Origin of the sequence: Aeromicrobium sp. WCS2018Hpa-31, assembly GCF_031843905.1 — a bacterium.
GTDB lineage: Bacteria > Actinomycetota > Actinomycetes > Propionibacteriales > Nocardioidaceae > Aeromicrobium.
The window spans coordinates 274,625-293,461 of the sequence record NZ_JAVTJF010000005.1; the positions used below are offsets into that span (position 1 = coordinate 274,625).

Below are 18,837 nucleotides of genomic sequence, written 5' to 3' on the forward strand. Positions count from 1 at the left end.
GGACGGAGGACTAGTGGCGCTCGGCACGCGAGCGCAGGATCTGGACGACGACGATGCACACGACGGACACGCTGGCGAGCAGGAACGCGATCGCGTAGGCGCCCTCGGCGTCGAAGTTGAGGTACTTCTCCTCGACCGCGAGCGTCGCCGTGCGCGTCTCGCCGAGGATGTTGCCGGAGACGACCTTGACGGCCCCGAACTCGCCGAGCGAGCGGGCGAGGGTGAGCACCACGCCGTAGACGACGGCCCAGCGGATGCCTGGCAGGGTGATCCGCCAGAACGTCTGCCAGGCGTTGGCGCCGAGGCTCCTGGCGGCCTGCTCCTGCTCGGTGCCGATCTCGCGGAGCACCGGCACGACCTCGCGGATCACCAGCGGCAGCGCCACGAACGCGGTCGCCAGCACGATGCCGGGGGTGGAGAAGATGATCTGGATGCCCCAGCCCTCGAGGGTGGGCCCGAACCAGCCGTCGCGCCCGCCGTACACGAGCACGAGCGCGAGGCCGACGACGATGGGCGAGACCGACAGCGGCAGGTCGAGTGCCGCGCTCAGCAGGCGCTTGCCGGGGAACTCGGTGCGCACGAGAAGCATCGAGATCCCGACGCCGAAGACGAGGTTGAGGGCCGTGGCGCACAGGGCTGCCACGGCGGTCAGCTGCAGGGCGGCCACCATGTCGGGGTCCTCGAACAGGCTGCGCAGCGAGTCGAGGCCGTTGGCGAACGTGTTGGTCACCACGAGGGCGACGGGCCACACCACGAGCAGACCCAGGTAGACGATGGCGACGACGCGCAGCAGGTAGGTGACCGGGCCGCGCGGGTGTCGGGTGAGGCGTGCGTCAGCCACGGTCGCTGATCCTCCTCTGCAGCAGGTCGAGCGCGACGATCGTCAGCAGCGAGACGAGCAGGAGCAGCGTGGCGATGGAAGCAGCGGCTGCCGGGTTGTCGTTCTCGACGGCTCCCAGGATCCGCACCGACGCCACCTCCGACGTGAAGGGCAGGTTGCCCGAGAGCAGCACGAGGGAGCCGTACTCGCCGACGCCGCGGGCGAAGGACAGGGCGGCGCCGGCCGCGATGGCCGGGGCCAGTCCCGGCAGGATCACCCGCCGGAAGGTGGTGAACCGGCTCGCGCCCAGCGAGGCGGCGGCCTCCTCGACCTCGGGGTCGAGCTCCTCGAGCACGGGCTGGACCATGCGGACCACGAACGGCAGGGTGACGAAGAGGAACGCCAGGTACACCGAGGCGCCGCTGTTGGCGACGTTGATGCCCAGGGGGCTCTCGTCGTTGCCGTACAGCGAGAGCAGCACCAGGCCGGCGACGATGGTCGGCAGCGCGAACGGGATGTCGATGACCACCTCGAGGGCGGCCTTGCCGGGGAACCGGTCACGCACCAGCACCCAGGCGATGATCGTGCCGACGACCACGTTCACGAGCGTGACGGCCGCGGCGGCCTGCAACGTGATCGCGATCGCGGCCCGGGTCTGCTCGTTCGAGATGGCCCGCCAGAAGTTCGACCAGCCACCCTCGGAGGCCGTGACCACCACGGCACACAGCGGGATGAGCACGAGCAGGCTGAACCACAGCATCGCGATGCCGAGGCCGAGGCCCGACGTGCGTGTGAGGGTGCCCGGCAGGGCCGGCCGGAAGCGATCCGGCCGGCCCGTGGGGGGCGCAGGGCTGGTGGTGCTGGTCATGGGGGAGTGGTCCGTGTCCTTCGTCGGTTACTGGGAGGCCTTGCCGGACTTCGTGATCGCCTCGGTGACGATGCCGACGGGCGCGCCGTCCTTCCCGTCGCCGAACAGCTCGTCCTTCACGCCGCCCCAACCGGGGCCGCCGAAGTTGTCGGTGAGCGTGAGCAGGTTCTTCACGGCCGGGAACGGATCGGCGGAGTCGGGGGCTCCCTTGATGTCGGAGGCCTCCAGCCCGACCGACGCGAGGTCGGCGGTGCCGGGCTCCTCCAGGTTGAGCGGGCGGAAGCCCTTGAGGGCGAGCTCGCGCTGGCCGGTCTCGCCCAGCACGAAGTCGAGCCACGGCTCGGCGGCCGGCGTGTGCTCGGTGAGGATCGCGCCCGGGTTCTCGATCAGCAGCGTGGTGTCGGGGATGACGTAGTCGAAGCCTTGACCCTGCTGCGCGGCCAGGATGGCCTCGTTCTCGTACGCGAGCAGCACGTCGCCCGTGCCGCCGAGGAAGCTCTGCGTCGCGTCGCGGCCGCTGTTGGTGAGCGACACGACGTTCTTGAACAGCTGGTCGACGTACTCGGTGGCCTCGGCCTTGCTCCCGCCGTTCTCGGTGACGCTGCCCCAGGCCGCGAGGGCGTTCCAGCGGGCGGCACCGGACGAGGCCGGGTTGGCGGTCACGATCTCGACGCCGGGCTTCACGAGGTCGTCCCAGCCCTGGATGTTCTTCGGGTTGCCCTCGCGGACGCCCAGCACCACGACCGAGGTCGACACGATGCCCTTGTTGGGGCCGTCGTCCCAGCTGTCGTCGACCAGACCGGCGTCCACGAGCCGGTCGACGTCGGTGGCGACGGACAGGTGGACGTAGTCGGCCTTCAGTCCGTCGACGACCGCGCGGCTCTGATCGCCCGAGGCGCCGTAGGAGGTCGTGAAGCGCACGTCCTTGCCCTCGGGGGTCTCCTCGAACTTCTCGGCGATCGCCTTGTTGGCGGCCTCGGGCACGGCGAAGCCGACGATGCGGACCGTCTCCTCGCTCCCACCTCCGCCGGAGCCGCACGCCGACAGCGCCAGGGCGGCGGCCGCGGCGAGCGCGGTGGCGGTGAGTCGTCGGCGGGAAGTGGTCGTCATGGTCGTCCTCGGGTCGGGCACGTCTCTCGGTGGCGTGCGTCGGGACGACCGTACGGACATGTCCGGGCCGGGATTCGTGGTCTCAGCATCCGGACTTGGCAGCCGATGGGTGAGACGTCGTGCCACGTGGAGTGTGCGGCCGGAGGAGCGGCGCGGAGACGGACAAGAACCGCGGCCCGTCACCCCCTGGATGCGACGGAGCCGCGGCTCTTGGAACCAACCCTAGGACTCCGCGCTTCACATGGCGCTCCCAACGGTGTGAAGATTCCATGTGAATCACGCCTCATGCGCGAGCCGGCGCCATCTGACCGTCCGTCGGACACCCCGCGCTGCGCGTGCCACGATCCCTGCATGACCGAGAGCCGGCGGTTCGCCGACGCCTTCACCGATGCGCTCGAGGCGCGCGGGGTCGGCCTGTCGTGGCTGCGGTCGCACCTGGCCGACCGAGGGCACGCGGTGTCGCTGGCCTCCCTCTCCTACTGGCGCTCCGGTCAGCGGGAGCCCCAGCGGCAGATCTCCCTGGAGGCGCTCGTGGTGATCGAGGAGCTGCTCGGGCTCCACGAGGGTGCGCTGTCGTCCCACCTGCGTCGACGCGGGCGGACCGGGCCGGCCCCGTTCGACGACCTGGTGGGCCTGGCGCGCCAGGTCGGCCGGGACCGTGGCCTCGTCGGTGAGGACGAGGTGGACCGGATCGCGTTCGACCTCGTCGTGGACGTCGGCGCGGACCGCCGGGTCAGCCAGGTGCGGGTGACGCAGGTCTTCGTGGCCGCCGTCGACGGTGCTGCGGGCGTCACGATGTTCGTGGCACCGGGCGTCGGCACGGGCACCACGGAGTTCGAGGGCCTGACGGACTTCGCCGCCGACACGGTCATGCGAGCCGTCGCGGGCTGCTCGGTCGACGGCGTGGTCGACATCATCGACGGGATCAGTGCCGCACGTCTGAGCTTCGACCGGCCGCTCGCGCTCGGGGAGTCGGTGGCCACCGAGGTCGTGATGGTGCCGCTCACCGACGAGGCCGCGACCGACGCGGAGTGGGGTGCCGTGGCGGAGCAGCGGCTCGAGCACTGCACGGTCTGGGTGCGCTTCCACCCCGACCAGCTGCCGCGTGCGGCCTGGGTCGGGTTCCAGGAGGCCGGCCTCGAGCACGAGTGGCCGGTCGCGCTGGACGGCGGCACCGGGCTCCTGCACCGCCAGACGGACTTCGGTCCCGGGCTGTGCACCGCTCGATGGGAGTGGTGACCCGCTCGGCCGTCAGGCGAAGACGACGGTGCGCGGACCGTTCATGAGCACCCGCGACTCGGCGTGCAGGCGCACGGCCCGCGAGAGGGTCTGGGCCTCGACGTCGCGTCCCACGCGGGCGAGGTCGGCTGGGCTCATCCGGTGGTCCACCCGCTGCACGCCCTGCTCGATGATCGGCCCCTCGTCGAGGTCGGCCGTCACGTAGTGCGCGGTGGCGCCGATGAGCTTGACCCCGCGGTCGTGGGCCTGGTGGTAGGGCCGGGCACCCTTGAAGCTCGGCAGGAAGCTGTGGTGGATGTTGATCGCCCGACCGGCGAGCGCGCGGCAGAGGTCGTCGCTGAGGATCTGCATGTAGCGCGCGAGCACCACGAGGTCGATGTCGAGCTCGTCGACCAGCTCCAGCACGCGGGCCTCGACGTCGGGCTTGGTCTCGCGGGTGACGGGCAGGTGGTGGAACGGCACGTCGTAGGACGAGGCGAGCCGCTCGAGGTCGCGGTGGTTGGACACCACGGCCGGCACCTCGATGTTCAGGCCGCCCGAGCTCTGCCGGTAGAGCAGGTCGTTGAGGCAGTGCCCCTCCTTGGACACGAGCACCAGGGTGCGGGCGGGGCGCTCGGCCTCGACCAGGCGAAAGTCCATCGCCAGCTCGGCCGCGACGGGGGCGAAGCCCTCCGTGAGCACGCCGGCGTCGCGACCGGGGCCGAAGTCGACGTGGAGGCGCAGGAAGAACTCTCCGCTCGCTCGGGTGCCGTCAGCGGGGTCATCACTGGGGTCGGTGTACTGCTGGGAGTCCAGGATGTTGCCGCCGGTCTCGTGGATCCACCGGGTGACGGCGAAGACGAGGCCGGGGCGGTCCGGGCACGACAGCGTCAGGACGTGGGTGCTGGTCACCCGCGAAGTCTAGGCAGCGGGCGGCGCCGCCGGCTGCACGGTCGCCGGAACGTCGGCAGCGGGGGCCGGAGCGGCGCCCTGGTGGCGCGGCCGTTCGAAGTAGAGCACGACCACCAGCCCGACGACGAACGCGGTGGTGGGCAGCCAGAACGCCTCGGACATGGCGCGCGAGAACGCGTCGGCGACCTGCGCCGGGATCGCAGCGCCGCCCGCCGACTGGAACGCCGCGGCGTCGCCGTCGAGACCGTTGGCCGAGAGCCGCGCACCGATCAGTGCGGCCACCGCCGCGCTGCCGAGCGCGGCGGCCACCTGTCGGGTCGTGTTGTAGACGCCCGCGCCCGCGCCGGCGGAGGTCAGGGGGAGGTTGCGGGTCGCGGTGGCGCTGAGCGGAGCCCAGAGGAAGGCGTTGGAGACGCCGAACAGGGCCATCGGCAGCAGCAGCTGCCAACCCGGTGTGGACGGGTCGACGAGCGAGCCGAGCCAGCGCATGGCGACCGCGGCCGTGCCGAACCCCACGAGGGTGAGGATGCGCGGGTGGACGCGGTCGGACAGCTTGCCCACGACGGGCGAGAGCGCGAGCAGCACCACGGCCATGGGCGCCATGAACAGCGCGGCCTCCGTGGGGCTCCAGCCGCGCGCGCCCTGGGCGTAGAACATGAACGGCAGGCTCATCGCGGTGATCGCGAGCGAGACCATGGCGATGCCGACGTTGCCCACGGAGAAGTTGCGGTCGTGGAAGAGCGAGAGCGGCACGAGCGGCTCGGTGCGCACCCGGCTCTGCCAGAACACGAAGAGCCCGAGCACGAGGGCGCCGACGCCGATGAGCAGCGGCACGCTGAGCGGACCGGCGATCGTGCCCCAGTCGTACCGCTCGCCCTCCTGGATGCCGAACACGAGCAGGAACATGCCCGCCGCGCTCAGGCCCACGCCCAGCCAGTCGAAGCTGTGCGCGTGCGTCTCGAGGGTGGGCACGAGCCGCTTCGCGAGCACGAATCCCACGATCCCGACCGGCACGTTGACGAAGAAGATCCACTCCCAGCCGGCCGCGTCGACGAGCACGCCACCCAGGATCGGGCCGACCAGCGTCGCGACGCCCGCGGTCGCTCCCCACAGCGCCATGGCGCTGCCGCGCTTGGCGGCGGGGAAGGTGCGGGTGATGACCGACATGGTCTGCGGCGTGATGAGCGACGCGCCGACGCCCTGCACCACACGCGCGGCGATGAGCCCGCCGATCGAGTCGGTGAGGCCGCACCAGAGCGAGGCGAGCGTGAAGATCGCGAGTCCGACGAGGTAGACCCGCTTGGGCCCGAACCGGTCACCGAGCCGTCCGGTGACGAGCAGGGGCACGGCGTAGGCCAGCAGGTACGCGCTCGTGACCCAGATGCCGCTGTTGTAGTCGGTCTGCAGGTCCTCGATGATCGCCGGCGTCGCGACCGAGACGATCGTGTTGTCGACGAGGATCATGAAGAACCCGATGACCATGGCCCACAGTGCCGGCCAGGGGGAGGTCGCGGCGTCGGCGGGGGAGGCGGCGTCGACGGAGGAACGGGGCGGTTGGGTCACGCAACCAAGTGTGCAGGTCGACGCCGACGAGACCGCCGCCTCGTGGCGAAGGTCTCAGACCTCGTCGCGCAGGAGGTCGTAGGAGACGAGGTCGTCGACCGAGCCGTCGCCGAGCAGCTCGGCCTCGCGCTCGACGCCGATGCGCCGGAAGCCCGTCCGCTCGGCCACCCGGTTGCTGGCCCCGTTGCCGGCCGCGGCCCTCAGGCTGAGTCGGTGGAGGTCGGGTCCGTCGGCGGCGAAGGCGTGCCGCACGGCGGCGCGGACCGCCTCGGTCATCAGCCCACGGCCCCGCACGTCGGGGTGGGCCCAGTAGCCGACCTCGGCCGTCCCGGGGTTCGGGCCGTCGAGGTGCATGAGGGCGAGGTTCGCGACGAGCGCGTCGGTCTCGCGGTCGGCCACGGCCCAGGTGAGCTTGGACCCGACGGCCGCCTGCCAGGTGCAGTCGGCCAGGTACGCGCGAGCCACCTCGAGCGTGTACGGGCGGGGCAGGGTGTTCAACCAGTGGCCCGTGGTCTCGTCGCCGCACGCCTCGGCCACCCGGGCGGCGTCGGACTCGGCGAAGGGTCGCAGCCGCAACCGGTCCGTCTCGATCACGGGAGCGTCGAGCCAGCGCCCCCTGGGCACGGGGGCGTCGCCGAAGCGCAGCACCGCCGTCCAGGCGTCGAGGGTGCGTCCCCGCTCGTGCAGCAGGGCGGGCGACGAGCCCACGAGCTGGAAGCCGCAGGCGTGCGCCACCCGCAGCGAGGCCTCGTTGCCGACGTGGGCCCGCCAGTGGACCGACTCCACCCCGCACTCGGTGAACACGTGGTCGACGGCGAGGCGCACGGCTCGGGCCATCAGTCCGCGGCCGCGCGCCCACGGATGCAGGGAGAAGCCGAGGTCGGCGACCGGCCCGCCCCGGACGTCGACGTTGCCGGCGAACCGGGCCCGTCCGGAGTCGTCGGCGGCCTCGACCACCCACATCCGCGCCGTGCCCTGGTCCCACGCCTCGGCGCCGATCTGCAGGGCGAACGCCTCGCTCATCTCGGGCGTGTTGGGCACCGGGACCGCGGTCCAGCGCTGCATGTCGGGGTCCTGCGTCATCTCGTGCATCGGCTCGACGTCGGCCGGCGTGGCGGCGCGCAGGGTCACCACGCCGTCGGAGAGGACGGGCACGGACAGCGGCCAGCTCAGGGAGTCCATCGGTCGGCTCGGCTCCGCTCAGACGGACTCGGCCCGGAACGGGTCGGCCGGGTAGACACCGAGCACGCGGGTCTCGGTGGTGAAGAACGTGAGCTCCTCGAGTGCGCGCGCCACGTGCGGGTCGTCGGGGTGCCCGTCGACCTCGGCGAGGAACTGGGTGGCGGTGAACTCGCCCCCCACCATGTAGCTCTCCAGCTTGGTCATGTTGACGCCGTTCGTGGCGAAGCCGCCCAGGGCCTTGTAGAGGGCCGCGGGCAGGTTGCGCACGTTGAAGATGAAGGTCGTGACGACCGGGTCCTGGCCGGCGGCCGGGACCGCGGGCTCGCGCGAGAGCTCCACGAAGCGGGTCGTGTTGTGGTCCTCGTCCTCGACGTCGCGCGCCAGGATCTCGAGTCCGTAGATCTGCGCGGCGAGCGGCGGGGCGATCGCTGCCTGGGTGACGTCGCGGGCCTCGGCGATCTCGCGCGCGGCACCGGCCGTGTCGCCGGAGACGAGAGGCGTCCAGCCGTGCTGCTGGATGATCTTGCGGCACTGCCCGAGGGCGTGCACGTGGCTGTGGACCGTGCGCACGGTGTCGAGGGTGGTGCCCGGGACGCCCATGACCATGAACTGGATCCGCAGGAAGTGCTCGCCGACGATGTGCAGGCCCGACGTGGGCAGGAAGTGGTGGATGTCGGCCACCCGGCCCGCGATCGAGTTGTCGATCGGGATCATCGCGAGGTCGGCGTCACCACCGGTGACGGCCGCGAACACGTCCTCGAACGACGCGCAGGCCACGGCCTCGGCGTCGGGGTGGTGCTGCTGGCAGACGATGTGGGAGTTCGCGCCGGGTTCCCCCTGGTACGCGATGCGGCGGACGGTCACCCCGACAGTCTTCCACCACGTGCGCGCACGACGCGGCCAGGAGGGACCTCAGGCGGTGCGGTGGACCCCGTCGGCGGCGCGGACCGCGAACACCTCGGGCGTCTTCCAGCCCAGGGCGTCGTAGCGCTGCTCCACGAGCTCGCGCACCGGTCCCGCCTTGGCCTGCGGGACCAGGGCGATGGCCGAGCCGCCGAACCCGCCGCCGGTCATGCGGGCGCCGAGGGCGCCGGCCTCGAGGGCGGACTCGACCGCGACGTCGAGCTCGGCGCAGCTGACCTCGAAGTCGTCGCGCAGGGAGGCGTGCGAGGCGGTGAGGACGGTCCCGAGCTGCTCCCAGTCCTGCTCGCGCAGCGTGCGCAGGGCGGCCTTGACGCGAGCCGTCTCGGTGAAGACGTGCTGCGTGCGACGACGCAGCACGGGGTCGTCGAGCCGGACGAGCGCGTCGAGCCCGGCCTTCGCGAGGTGGTCGAGACCCAGGGCCGACGCGGCCTCCTCGCACTGGGCGCGCCGCTCGGCGTACCCGCCGCCTCCGGAGGCGGCCACGTGCGAGTGGTCCACGCCCGTGGAGACGACCAGCAGCGAGAGGTCGGCCGCGGCCACGTCGAACGGGACGCGCTCGGGCTCGGCGTCGCCGAGCGGGTCGGTCACGACGGCCTGCCCCTCGCGACCGAACGTGACCGCCAGCTGGTCCATGAGGCCGGTCGGTGCCCCCACGAAGTCGTTCTCGGCGCGCTGGGCGAGGCGGGCCGCCGTGAGCGGGTCCAGGTCGAGGCCGGCCAGGTCGGCGAGGGCGGACACGACCCCCACGGTGAGCGCGGCCGACGACGAGAGACCGGCGCCGAGGGGCAACGACGACTCGAGCACCAGGTCGCAGCCGGGCAGCGAGCCCTGGGAGCGCAGCGCCCACACCGCGCCCGCGGGGTAGGCGGCCCACCCGTCCGCCGCGACGGCGCCGTCGCCCGGTGCGACGTCGACCGTGAACGCCGCGCGCTCACGGCGACCGTCGGGCAGGGTGCTCCACACGTTGACCGCGTCGTCGTCACGGCGGCGCACCTTCAGGGTGAGGAAGCGGTCGATCGCGAAGGGGACCGACGGGCCCCCGTTGTAGTCGAGGTGCTCCCCGATGAGGTTGACCCGACCCGGAACCTGCCACGTGCGTACGTCGTCCACCCGCCCGAGCCTAGGACCTGACCGGCAGAACCTCACTGGCAGAATGCACAGCATGTCCAGCAGCACCCGTCCCCGCTCGCTGTCCGGCATCCAGCCGACGGCCGAGTCGTTCCACTTCGGGAACTACCTCGGGGCGATCCGCCAGTGGGTGGGCCTGCAGGACGACCACGACGCGTTCTACTTCATCGCCGACCTCCACGCGCTCACGGTGCAGCCGGACCCGGCAGCCCTGAGGGCGCGGACCCACGCGTCGGCGGCGCAGCTCCTCGCAGCCGGCGTCGACCCCGAGCGGTCGGCGCTGTTCTGCCAGAGCCACGTGCCCGAGCACACGCAGCTGGCCTGGGTCTTCAACTGCCTCACGGGCTTCGGCGAGGCGGGTCGCATGACCCAGTTCAAGGACAAGAGCGCCAAGGGTGGCACCGACAAGTCCAGCGTCGGGCTGTTCACGTACCCGATCCTGCAGGCGGCCGACATCCTGCTCTACAACCCGCACCACGTGCCGGTGGGGGAGGACCAGCGCCAGCACCTCGAGCTCTCCCGCAACCTCGCGCAGCGGTTCAACCACCACTACGGCGAGACGTTCCGCCAGCCCGAGCCGTACATCCTCAAGGACGCCGCCAAGATCGGCGACCTGCAGGACCCCACCGCGAAGATGAGCAAGTCCGGCTCCTCGCCCAACGGGATCGTCGACCTGCTCGACGACCCGAAGAAGGCGGCGAAGAAGATCCGCTCGGCCGTCACCGACTCCGGCGACGAGATCCGGTTCGACCCCGAGGGCAAGCCCGGGGTGTCCAACCTGCTCACCCTGTACTCGGCCGTGACCGGCACGTCGGTCGACGACGTCGTCGCCGAGTTCGAGGGTCGCCAGTACGGGCACCTCAAGGTGGCCCTGGCGGACGTGGTGGCCGACTTCGTGGCCGGCTTCGGCGAGCGCACGCGGGCCTACCTGGACGACCCGGCCGAGCTGGACCGGGTGCTCGCCCGGGGCGCGGCGCGGGCGCGCGAGGTGGCGGCGCCCGTCGTGGCCGACGTGTACGACAAGGTCGGGCTCGTCCGCGGTGCCTGAGCGGGGCGGGGCGGGCGCGTCGCGCACGTTCGGGGTCGCGATCTCGGTCCCGGAGCCGCACGGCGAGGAGCTGCGCGCGCACCGGGCCGCGTTCGGCGATCCGCTCGCGGAGCAGATCCCGAGCCACATCACGCTGCTGCCGCCCGACGTCGTGGCCGGTGACGAGCTGGACCGCCTCGCCGGTCGACTCTCCGCGGTGGCCGCACGGACGGCCCCGTTCGACGTCGACCTCAAGGGCACGGGCACCTTCCGGCCGGTCTCGCCCGTGGTCTTCGTGGCGGTGAGCCGAGGCATCTCCGAGGCCGAGCTGCTGGTCGCGGAGCTGCGCAAGGCCCTCGGGGCGCCGGAGCCGGAGTTCCCGTACCACCCTCACGTCACGGTCGCCCACCACCTCGACGACGCGGCGCTCGACCGCGCCTACGCCACGCTCGAGGACTTCGCGTGCACCTTCACGGTGGGCGAGATCGCGCTGTACCTCCACGAGCCGGACGCTGGGTGGTCGACGTACCTGTCCTTCCCGCTCGCCGGCTCGCGGGACTGACCGCCGCCTGTCGTCGGACGAGCGTCAGCCGGGTTGCTGCAACGACAGCAGCAGCTCGTCGTGGAACGCCAGCGCGGCGAGCTGGAGGGTGTCGCGGCGGTGGGCCAGGGCGATCTGGCGCGACAGGGACGGGTTGCGCAGCGCCACGGGCCGCAGGCCCGGTCGGTTGGCCAGCACCATCTCGGGGACGACCGCGTAGCCCAGACCGGACTCCACGAACCGCAGGACCGACAGCATCTCGCCACCCTCGACGGAGATGTGCGGGGAGAAGCCTGCCTGCGCGCACGCCGTCAGCGTCGTCTCGCGCAGGTCGTAGCCGGTCCGGAACATGACGAGGGGCAGGTCCTTCAAGGCCGCGACGTCGACCGTGGACGGGAGCGCGTCGTCGGCGGTGTCGTCGGACGGTGCGGCGAGCACCAGCCGGTCGCGCCGCAGGGGCACCGTCTCGATGTCGGGGCGGGTCTCGGACAGCGGCGTGATGAGCAGGGCGAGGTCGAGCCGACCCTGGGCCAGCTCGTGCGTCAGGACCCGTGAACCCCCCTCGTGGACCTCGAGCTCGATGAGGGGGTGGGTCTCGTGGAACCGGGTGAGGACCTCCGGCAGGAGCCCGTCGCAGATCGACGGGGTGGCGCCGAGCCGCACCCGTCCGCGCCGCAGACCGGCGACCTCGTGCACCGCACGCTGCGCCGACTCGACATCGATGAGGATGCGCTCGGCATGGGGCAGGAGCGCCTCGCCGGCGCTCGTGAGCTCGATGCCGCCGGGCTGGCGGACGAACAGCGGTGTGCCCAGGGAGTTCTCCAGGACGCGGACCTGCTTGGAGAGGCTGGGCTGCGCCACTCCGACCAGCTCGGCCGCGCGCGTGAAGTTGCGCGTGCGCGCCACGGCCACGAAGTAGGAGAGCTGCTGGAACTGCACGGGGCGAGCCTACAGCGTGATAGCCGGAGGCTATGAAGGTTGCCCTCATCATGACTTAGCGCTCAGGTGCGCTTCAGGGTTACGGTGCGTGCGTGGCCACTACTCTGACTCGCGCGTCGGCGCGCAGGTCGACCGTCGTGCTCAAGTACACGATGGCCGTGTCCGGGCTGATCATGCTCGGCTACCTGCTCGTCCACATGTACGGCAACCTCAAGTTCTTCCAGGGCCAGGAGTACTTCGACTCCTACCTCGAGGGCCTGGAGAACATCCTCTACCCGTACCTGCCGCACGGCGGGGCGCTGTGGATCCTTCGCGTCGTGCTGCTCGTCTCGCTCGTCGCGCACGTGTACTGCGCGATCACGCTGTGGCGACGCAACAAGGTCGCGGCGGGCTACACGGGCACCACGCGCTACCACTCCAAGCAGAACCGCACGGGCATCCAGCGCTCGTACGCGACGTTCACCATGCGCTGGGGCGGCATCATCCTGCTGCTGTTCATCATCGGGCACGTGGCGCAGATGCTGCCGAACTGGCTCGCACCCGGTGGTGGCTCGGACAGCAAGTACGAGCGCGTCGTCAACGGCTTCGAGCTGTGGTGGGTGGTGCTGCTGTACACGATCGGCCTGGTCGCGGTCGGCTTCCACCTGTGGCACGGCTTCTGGAGCGCCCTGACCACGCTCGGCCAGAACCGCAGCAGCACCCGTAAGGGCTCGGCGATCACCATCGCCTCCTGGGTGCTGTCGGTGGTCATCGCCGGCGGCTTCCTCGTCGTCCCCTTCGCGATCTTCTTCTTCGGAGCTGGTTCCTGATGACCGAGACCTTCACCCCCACCGGGGCTGCCGAGCAGTTCATCGAGCACGGCGACCCCATCGCCGACGCCAAGGCGCCGAGCGGGCCCATCGAGCGTCGCTGGGAGCAGCGTCAGTTCGACGCCAAGCTGGTCAACGCCGCGAACCGTCGCAAGATCAAGGTCATCGTCGTGGGCACCGGTCTGGCCGGTGCGTCCGCCGCGGCCACCCTCGGCGAGGCCGGCTACCACGTCACGAGCTTCTGCTACCAGGACAGCCCGCGTCGCGCCCACTCGATCGCCGCCCAGGGCGGCATCAACGCCGCCAAGAACTACCGCAACGACGGCGACTCGGTGTACCGGCTGTTCTACGACACGGTCAAGGGCGGCGACTTCCGCTCGCGCGAGTCCAACTCGTACCGCCTCGCGCAGGTGTCGGTGAACATCATCGACCAGTGCGTGGCGCAGGGCGTGCCGTTCGCGCGTGAGTACGGCGGCCTGCTCGACAACCGTTCCTTCGGTGGCGTGCAGGTCTCCCGCACGTTCTACGCCCGCGGCCAGACCGGCCAGCAGCTGCTGATCGGCGCCTACCAGGCGCTCGAGCGGCAGGTCGCCGCCGGCACGGTCGACGTGCACACCCGCCACGAGATGCTCGACCTCGTCATGGTCGACGGGAAGGCGCGCGGCGTCATCGTCCGCGACATGGTGACCGGCGAGATCGAGTCGCACACCGCCGACGCCGTCGTGCTGGCCAGCGGCGGCTACGGCAACGTCTACTTCCTGTCGACGAACGCCATGGGCTGCAACGTGACCGCCACCTGGCGCGCGCACCGTCGTGGCGCCTACTTCGGCAACCCCTGCTACACGCAGATCCACCCGACCTGCATCCCCGTCTCGGGCGACTACCAGTCCAAGCTCACGCTGATGAGCGAGTCGCTGCGCAACGACGGCCGCATCTGGGTGCCCAAGAAGGCCGGCGACGACCGCCACCCGCGCGACATCCCCGAGGACGAGCGCGACTACTACCTGGAGCGCATCTACCCCGCGTTCGGCAACCTGGTCCCGCGCGACATCGCCTCGCGTGCGGCCAAGTACCAGTGCGACGACGGCAAGGGCGTCGGTCCCGGCGGGCTCGGGGTCTACCTCGACTTCGCCGACGCGATCGAGCGCATGGGCCGCCCGGCGGTCGAGGCCAAGTACGGGAACCTGTTCGACATGTACGCCCGGATCACCGGCGAGGACCCGTACAACGAGCCGATGCGCATCTACCCGGCCGTGCATTACGTCATGGGCGGGCTGTGGGTCGACTACGACCTGCAGAGCAACCTCGAGGGCCTCTTCGTCACCGGCGAGGCCAACTTCTCCGACCAGGGCGCCAACCGTCTCGGTGCCTCCGCGCTGATGCAGGGCCTGGCCGACGGCTACTTCGTGCTGCCGACCACCATCGCGAACTACCTCGCGGACGGCCCCTTCGAGCCCGTGGGCGACGACCACCCGGCCGTCACCGAGGCGCGCGAGGCCGTCGAGGAGCGCATCTCCGCACTGCTGGCCGTCGACGGCAACCGCACCGTGGACAGCTACCACAAGGAGCTGGGCCACATCATGTGGGAGTACTGCGGCATGGAGCGCAGCGAGGAGGGCCTGATCAAGGCGATCGGGCTCATCCGCGAGCTGCGCGACGACTTCTGGAAGAACGTGAAGGTCACCGGCGAGGCCGAGGAGCTCAACCAGACGCTTGAGCGTGCCGGCCGGGTCGTGGACTTCTTCGAGCTCGGCGAGCTGATGTGCATCGACGCGCTGAACCGCGAGGAGTCGTGCGGCGGCCACTTCCGCGCCGAGAGCCAGACCGAGGACGGCGAGGCCCTGCGCCACGACGACCAGTTCGCCTACGTGGCGGCGTGGGAGTTCAACGGTGCCGAGGGCGGCCAGAAGCCGATCCTGCACAAGGAACCCCTCGAGTACGAGTACGTCGAGATGAAGGCTCGGTCCTACAAGTGAACGGGAGCTGCAAGTGAAGATCACCGTCAACGTCTGGCGTCAGAAGAACGCCGAGACGAAGGGCCAGATGGTCGGCTACGGGCTCGACGACGTCTCCGAGGACATGTCGTTCCTCGAGATGCTCGACGTGCTCAACGAGCAGCTGACGCTCGCCGGCGAGGAGCCGGTCGCCTTCGACCACGACTGCCGCGAGGGCATCTGTGGATCGTGCGGCGTGGTCATCAACGGCATCGCGCACGGCCCCGAGGTCACGACCACGTGCCAGCTGCACATGCGCTCGTTCAAGGACGGCGACGTCATCGACATCGAGCCGTGGCGTGCGGGCGCGTTCCCGATCGTCAAGGACCTCGTCGTCGACCGCGGCGCCTTCGACCGGATCATCCAGGCCGGCGGCTACATCAGCGTCAACACCGGCTCGGCGCCGGAGGCCAACAACCTGCCCGTGCCGAAGGAGGACGCCGACCACGCGTTCGCGGCGGCCACCTGCATCGGCTGCGGCGCCTGCGTGGCGGCCTGCCCGAACGGCTCGGCCATGCTGTTCACCGCGGCGAAGGTGACCCACCTCGGCCTGCTCCCGCAGGGCCAGCCTGAGCGCGAGTCCCGCGTGGTCGACATGGTCGCCCAGCACGACGCCGAGGGCTTCGGCTCCTGCACCAACATCGGCGAGTGCACGGCGGCCTGCCCCAAGGGCATCCCGCTCGACGTCATCTCGCGGCTCAACCGCGACCTGCTCGGCGCCCTCGCCGCCGGCAAGGCCTGAGCGCGCTCCAGCACCACCCCGACCGCCCGCCACCGCTCCGGTGGCGGGCGGTCGTGCGTCGTGGGGGCGGGGCTGCTGTGGTCGTCCTCGGGTGGGGGGCTGCGTCGCCGCGTGCGATGGATCTCGCGTCGGGGCTGCGTCGGTTGTGGTTGTGCTCGGGTGGGGGCTGCGTCGGTTGTGGTTGTGCTCGGGTGGGGGCTGCGTCGGTGGCGGTGGTGCTCGGTCGGGGCTGCGTCCGCTCGGCCGGTGCCGGGGTCGGGCTCCGAAAGGGCCTCGACCGGGCGACTCCCAGCGCCTCGGCCGATCCTGCGGGCCGTCTTCCGCGCTTTTCCCCCTCGAGCGGTGACTTCTGCACCGAATGGTTCGACCTGCAGGGCTGCGCGGTGCAGATTCCACCGTCTCGTCGCTGAGGCGGTGGAGAACTCACCGCCCGGGCGGGGGATTGGTGGAGAACGCACCGCGCGGGCCGTCATCGGTGGATTCTCAACCGCAGCATCGTCCCTGGGGTTGAGAATCCACCACCCGAGCCGGTCCGGACTCGTCATCGGTGGATCGTCAACCGCAGCACGCTTCCTGAGGTTGAGGATCCACCGATGGGGGTGACCCGCCGGTCATGGGTGGATCGTCAACCGCAGCACGCTTCTTGGGGATGAGGATCCACCGATGGGGGGCGGAGGGCGGCGAGCTCGGCCGCGCCGAGAGCCCCCCTTTCCGCCGAGGCCTTTCGGAGGCCGCACCCACGACGACCCGCAGCAGCGCAGCCGCAGGCCGAGCCCGACTGCAGCAGCGCAGCCGCAGGCCGAGCCAACTGCAGCAGCGCAGCCGCAGGACGCAGAGATCGTTGCAGATTTGAATTAGCATGGTTAATGACCTAGGCTAAGGACATGCCTACCGACTCCCAGAACCTCGCGCTGGCGGTGGCCCGACTCAACCGCAGGCTCCGGCAGGAGCGGCACTCCGACCTGACCCCGACGCAGATGTCCGTGCTGGGCACGCTGCGCCAGATGGGCCCGACGTCGCCGTCGTCGATCGCCGCCCGTGAGCGCGTGAGCGCCCCCAGCGTGACCCGCACCCTGAACTGCCTCGCCGAGGACGGACTCGTCGAGCGCGCACCCCACCCCGAGGACGGTCGACAGGTCGTCGTCAGCCTCTCCGACCTCGGCGAGAAGACCCTGGCGGAGGAGCGGAAGCGACGCGACGCGTGGCTGCACCAGCGGCTCACGAGCCTCGATGCCCGCGAGCGCGCCGTCCTGCGCGAGGCGGCGGCGATCCTCACGCGGATCACCGACTCATGAGGGCGGGGGTGGACTCGTGAGTCCCACCTTCCGCGCCCTGCACGTCCGCAACTTCCGCGTCTACGCCGCCGGTGCCATCGTCTCGAACATCGGCACGTGGATGCAGCGCGTCGCCCAGGACTGGCTGGTGCTCCAGCTGACGTCGAGCGGCACCGCGCTCGGCATCACCACCGGGCTGCAGTTCCTCCCGGCGCTGCTGCTGTCGCCCGTGGCCGGGGTGGTGGCCGACCGGTTCCCGAAGCGGACGGTCCTGCGCTGCACCCAGGTGGCCATGGCGATCCCCGCCGCCGTGCTGGGCGTGCTGGCGATCACGGGCGCCGTCGAGGTCTGGCACGTGTACCTGCTGGCGTTCGTCTTCGGCGTCGGCACCGCGTTCGACGCCCCCGCACGTCAGTCGTTCGTGGTCGAGATGGTCGGGCCGGAGGACCTGTCCAACGCGGTGGGCCTCAACTCCGCCTCGTTCAACTCCGCCCGCATGGTCGGGCCGGCGCTCGCCGGCCTGCTCATCGCGGCCGGCGGTTCCGGGGTCGAGGCCACCGGCTGGGTCATCCTCGCCAACGCCGTCAGCTACCTCGCCGTCATCGCGTCGCTGCAGAAGCTCGACCCGGCACGCCTCGCCCCGGCGCCCGTCATGGGCTCGCGCAAGGGGGCGGTCCGCGACGGCGTGCGGTACGTCCGGTCCCGACCCGACCTCGTCCTCGTGCTGACGATCGTGTTCGCCGTCGGCACCTTCGGCCTGAACTTCCAGATGACCAGTGCCCTCATGGCCACCGACGTCTTCGAGAAGGGGGCGGGGGAGTACGGCATCCTCGGCTCGATCATGGCGGTCGGCTCCCTGGCCGGGGCGCTGCTCGCTGCCCGACGTGAGCGCCCACGCCTGCGCTTCGTGGTGGGCGCCGCCATCGCCTTCGGCGTCGTCGAGATCGTCGCCGGTCTCATGCCCGGCTACCTCTCGTACGCGCTGGTGCTCCCGGTGCTCGGGCTCTGCGCCCTCACGATGATCACCGCGGCCAACGCCACCATCCAGATCACCACCGAGCCGGTCATGCGTGGCCGGGTGGCGGCGCTCTACCTGATGATCTTCATGGGTGGCACGCCGCTCGGGTCGCCGTTCATCGGCTGGGTCGGTGAGACCTTCGGGGCCCGGTGGACGCTCGTCGGCGGTGGCGCGCTCTCGCTGGTCGGGGTCGCCCTGGCGCTGCTCTGGTACGCGCACCGTCGCCAGATCGACCGGCAGGAGCTCCACGCCATCGCGACTCGCCTACGCTCGCAGCATGGACGTCGAGCGCACCTTCCACCTGCCGCGGCCGGTCGAGGAGGTCTTCGCCTACCTCAGCGACTTCGAGAACACCGAGCACTGGGACCCCGGCACGATCGAGACGACGCGCCTGTCGGGTGACGGCGGCATGGGTACCCGGTACGCCAACCGCTCCCGCTTCATGGGGCGCACGGTGTCGCTCGAGTACGAGACCGTCGGGTACGACCCGCCCACGTTCTTCGCCTGCCGCGGGGTCAACGGGCGCACGACGGCCACCGACGTCATGACGTTCACGCCCGACGACAGCGTGGAGGGCGGGGGCACGCAGGTCCACTACCGGGCCCAGTTCGAGTTCCCGTTCCTGCTGCACGCCCTCGCGCCCCTCGTGCTGAAGCGGCCGATCGAGAAGCTCGCCGACGAGACGATCGAGCAGATCGAGCGCGCCCTCGGCCGACCGTAGGCCGGTCGCGTCGTCGGCGGTCCTGGACGGCATCCGCGCCGATCGCG

The 18,837-nt window shown here is 71.2% G+C and carries 18 protein-coding genes; 9 read left to right on the forward strand and 9 right to left on the reverse strand.

The features are described from left to right. Positions 1 to 10 precede the first annotated feature (10 nt). Genes RQG84_RS08570 through RQG84_RS08580 form a run of 3 tightly spaced genes read right to left on the reverse strand, consistent with a single transcriptional unit; the run spans position 11 to position 2,798 of the window. On the reverse strand, positions 11 to 841 hold the full coding sequence (locus RQG84_RS08570; protein ID WP_311209693.1) for a sulfate ABC transporter permease: 831 nt from the start codon (positions 839 to 841) through the stop codon (positions 11 to 13). Then, the gene (cysT, locus tag RQG84_RS08575) at positions 834 to 1,688 is read right to left on the reverse strand and encodes a sulfate ABC transporter permease subunit CysT (RefSeq protein WP_311209694.1); all 855 of its coding nucleotides are present in this window, start codon (positions 1,686 to 1,688) and stop codon (positions 834 to 836) included. The genes RQG84_RS08570 and cysT overlap by 8 nt, the downstream gene beginning before the upstream one ends. A gap of 27 nt (positions 1,689 to 1,715) precedes the next feature. Beyond that, on the reverse strand, positions 1,716 to 2,798 hold the full coding sequence (locus tag RQG84_RS08580) for a sulfate ABC transporter substrate-binding protein (protein ID WP_311209695.1): 1,083 nt from the start codon (positions 2,796 to 2,798) through the stop codon (positions 1,716 to 1,718). A 351-nt stretch (positions 2,799 to 3,149) separates the two neighbouring features. On the opposite strand from RQG84_RS08580, the gene RQG84_RS08585 reads away from it, so the two are divergent. Further along, a complete protein-coding gene (locus tag RQG84_RS08585; RefSeq protein WP_311209696.1) occupies positions 3,150 to 4,037 on the forward strand; it encodes a hypothetical protein in 888 nt (295 codons plus the stop codon). 12 nt (positions 4,038 to 4,049) lie between these two features. Here RQG84_RS08585 and purU read toward each other — a convergent pair whose 3' ends face one another. Genes purU through galK form a run of 5 tightly spaced genes read right to left on the reverse strand, consistent with a single transcriptional unit; the run spans position 4,050 to position 9,707 of the window. Beyond that, the gene (gene purU / locus RQG84_RS08590) at positions 4,050 to 4,928 is read right to left on the reverse strand and encodes a formyltetrahydrofolate deformylase (protein WP_311209697.1); all 879 of its coding nucleotides are present in this window, start codon (positions 4,926 to 4,928) and stop codon (positions 4,050 to 4,052) included. 9 nt (positions 4,929 to 4,937) lie between these two features. Further along, entirely contained in the window at positions 4,938 to 6,491 is a 1,554-nt protein-coding gene (locus RQG84_RS08595) for a DHA2 family efflux MFS transporter permease subunit (RefSeq protein ID WP_311209698.1), read from the reverse strand. A 54-nt stretch (positions 6,492 to 6,545) separates the two neighbouring features. Next, entirely contained in the window at positions 6,546 to 7,673 is a 1,128-nt protein-coding gene (locus tag RQG84_RS08600) for a GNAT family N-acetyltransferase (protein ID WP_311209699.1), read from the reverse strand. 18 nt (positions 7,674 to 7,691) lie between these two features. Continuing rightward, entirely contained in the window at positions 7,692 to 8,537 is an 846-nt protein-coding gene (locus RQG84_RS08605) for a prephenate dehydratase (protein ID WP_311209700.1), read from the reverse strand. Between the two features lie 48 nt (positions 8,538 to 8,585). Then, on the reverse strand, positions 8,586 to 9,707 hold the full coding sequence (gene galK, locus RQG84_RS08610; protein WP_311209701.1) for a galactokinase: 1,122 nt from the start codon (positions 9,705 to 9,707) through the stop codon (positions 8,586 to 8,588). A gap of 43 nt (positions 9,708 to 9,750) precedes the next feature. On the opposite strand from galK, the gene trpS reads away from it, so the two are divergent. Both trpS and RQG84_RS08620 read left to right on the forward strand, forming a co-directional pair. Further along, positions 9,751 to 10,773: a tryptophan--tRNA ligase gene (gene trpS, locus RQG84_RS08615; RefSeq protein WP_311209702.1), complete on the forward strand. Its 1,023-nt coding sequence runs from the start codon at positions 9,751 to 9,753 to the stop codon at positions 10,771 to 10,773. Continuing rightward, entirely contained in the window at positions 10,766 to 11,314 is a 549-nt protein-coding gene (locus RQG84_RS08620; RefSeq protein WP_311209703.1) for a 2'-5' RNA ligase family protein, read from the forward strand. Before trpS ends, RQG84_RS08620 begins: the two co-directional genes overlap by 8 nt. Before the next feature lie 24 nt (positions 11,315 to 11,338). On the opposite strand, the gene RQG84_RS08625 is transcribed toward RQG84_RS08620, so the two are convergent. Next, positions 11,339 to 12,232, reverse strand: coding sequence for a LysR substrate-binding domain-containing protein (locus RQG84_RS08625; protein ID WP_311209704.1), 894 nt, complete (start codon positions 12,230 to 12,232; stop codon positions 11,339 to 11,341). A gap of 92 nt (positions 12,233 to 12,324) precedes the next feature. Here RQG84_RS08625 and RQG84_RS08630 point away from each other — a divergent pair, with 92 nt between their 5' ends. From RQG84_RS08630 to RQG84_RS08655, 6 genes are all read left to right on the forward strand, one after another. Next, entirely contained in the window at positions 12,325 to 13,041 is a 717-nt protein-coding gene (locus tag RQG84_RS08630) for a succinate dehydrogenase cytochrome b subunit (protein ID WP_311209705.1), read from the forward strand. Next, positions 13,041 to 15,017, forward strand: a complete 1,977-nt coding sequence (locus RQG84_RS08635) for a fumarate reductase/succinate dehydrogenase flavoprotein subunit (RefSeq protein WP_311209706.1) — start codon at positions 13,041 to 13,043, stop codon at positions 15,015 to 15,017. Before RQG84_RS08630 ends, RQG84_RS08635 begins: the two co-directional genes overlap by 1 nt. A gap of 13 nt (positions 15,018 to 15,030) precedes the next feature. Continuing rightward, on the forward strand, positions 15,031 to 15,777 hold the full coding sequence (locus RQG84_RS08640; RefSeq protein WP_257729869.1) for a succinate dehydrogenase/fumarate reductase iron-sulfur subunit: 747 nt from the start codon (positions 15,031 to 15,033) through the stop codon (positions 15,775 to 15,777). Between the two features lie 884 nt (positions 15,778 to 16,661). Further along, a complete protein-coding gene (locus RQG84_RS08645) occupies positions 16,662 to 17,072 on the forward strand; it encodes a MarR family transcriptional regulator (protein WP_311209707.1) in 411 nt (136 codons plus the stop codon). Between the two features lie 16 nt (positions 17,073 to 17,088). Further along, positions 17,089 to 18,471, forward strand: coding sequence for an MFS transporter (locus tag RQG84_RS08650; protein WP_311209708.1), 1,383 nt, complete (start codon positions 17,089 to 17,091; stop codon positions 18,469 to 18,471). Then, positions 18,371 to 18,790, forward strand: coding sequence for an SRPBCC family protein (locus tag RQG84_RS08655; protein WP_311209720.1), 420 nt, complete (start codon positions 18,371 to 18,373; stop codon positions 18,788 to 18,790). The genes RQG84_RS08650 and RQG84_RS08655 overlap by 101 nt, the downstream gene beginning before the upstream one ends. Positions 18,791 to 18,837 lie beyond the last annotated feature (47 nt).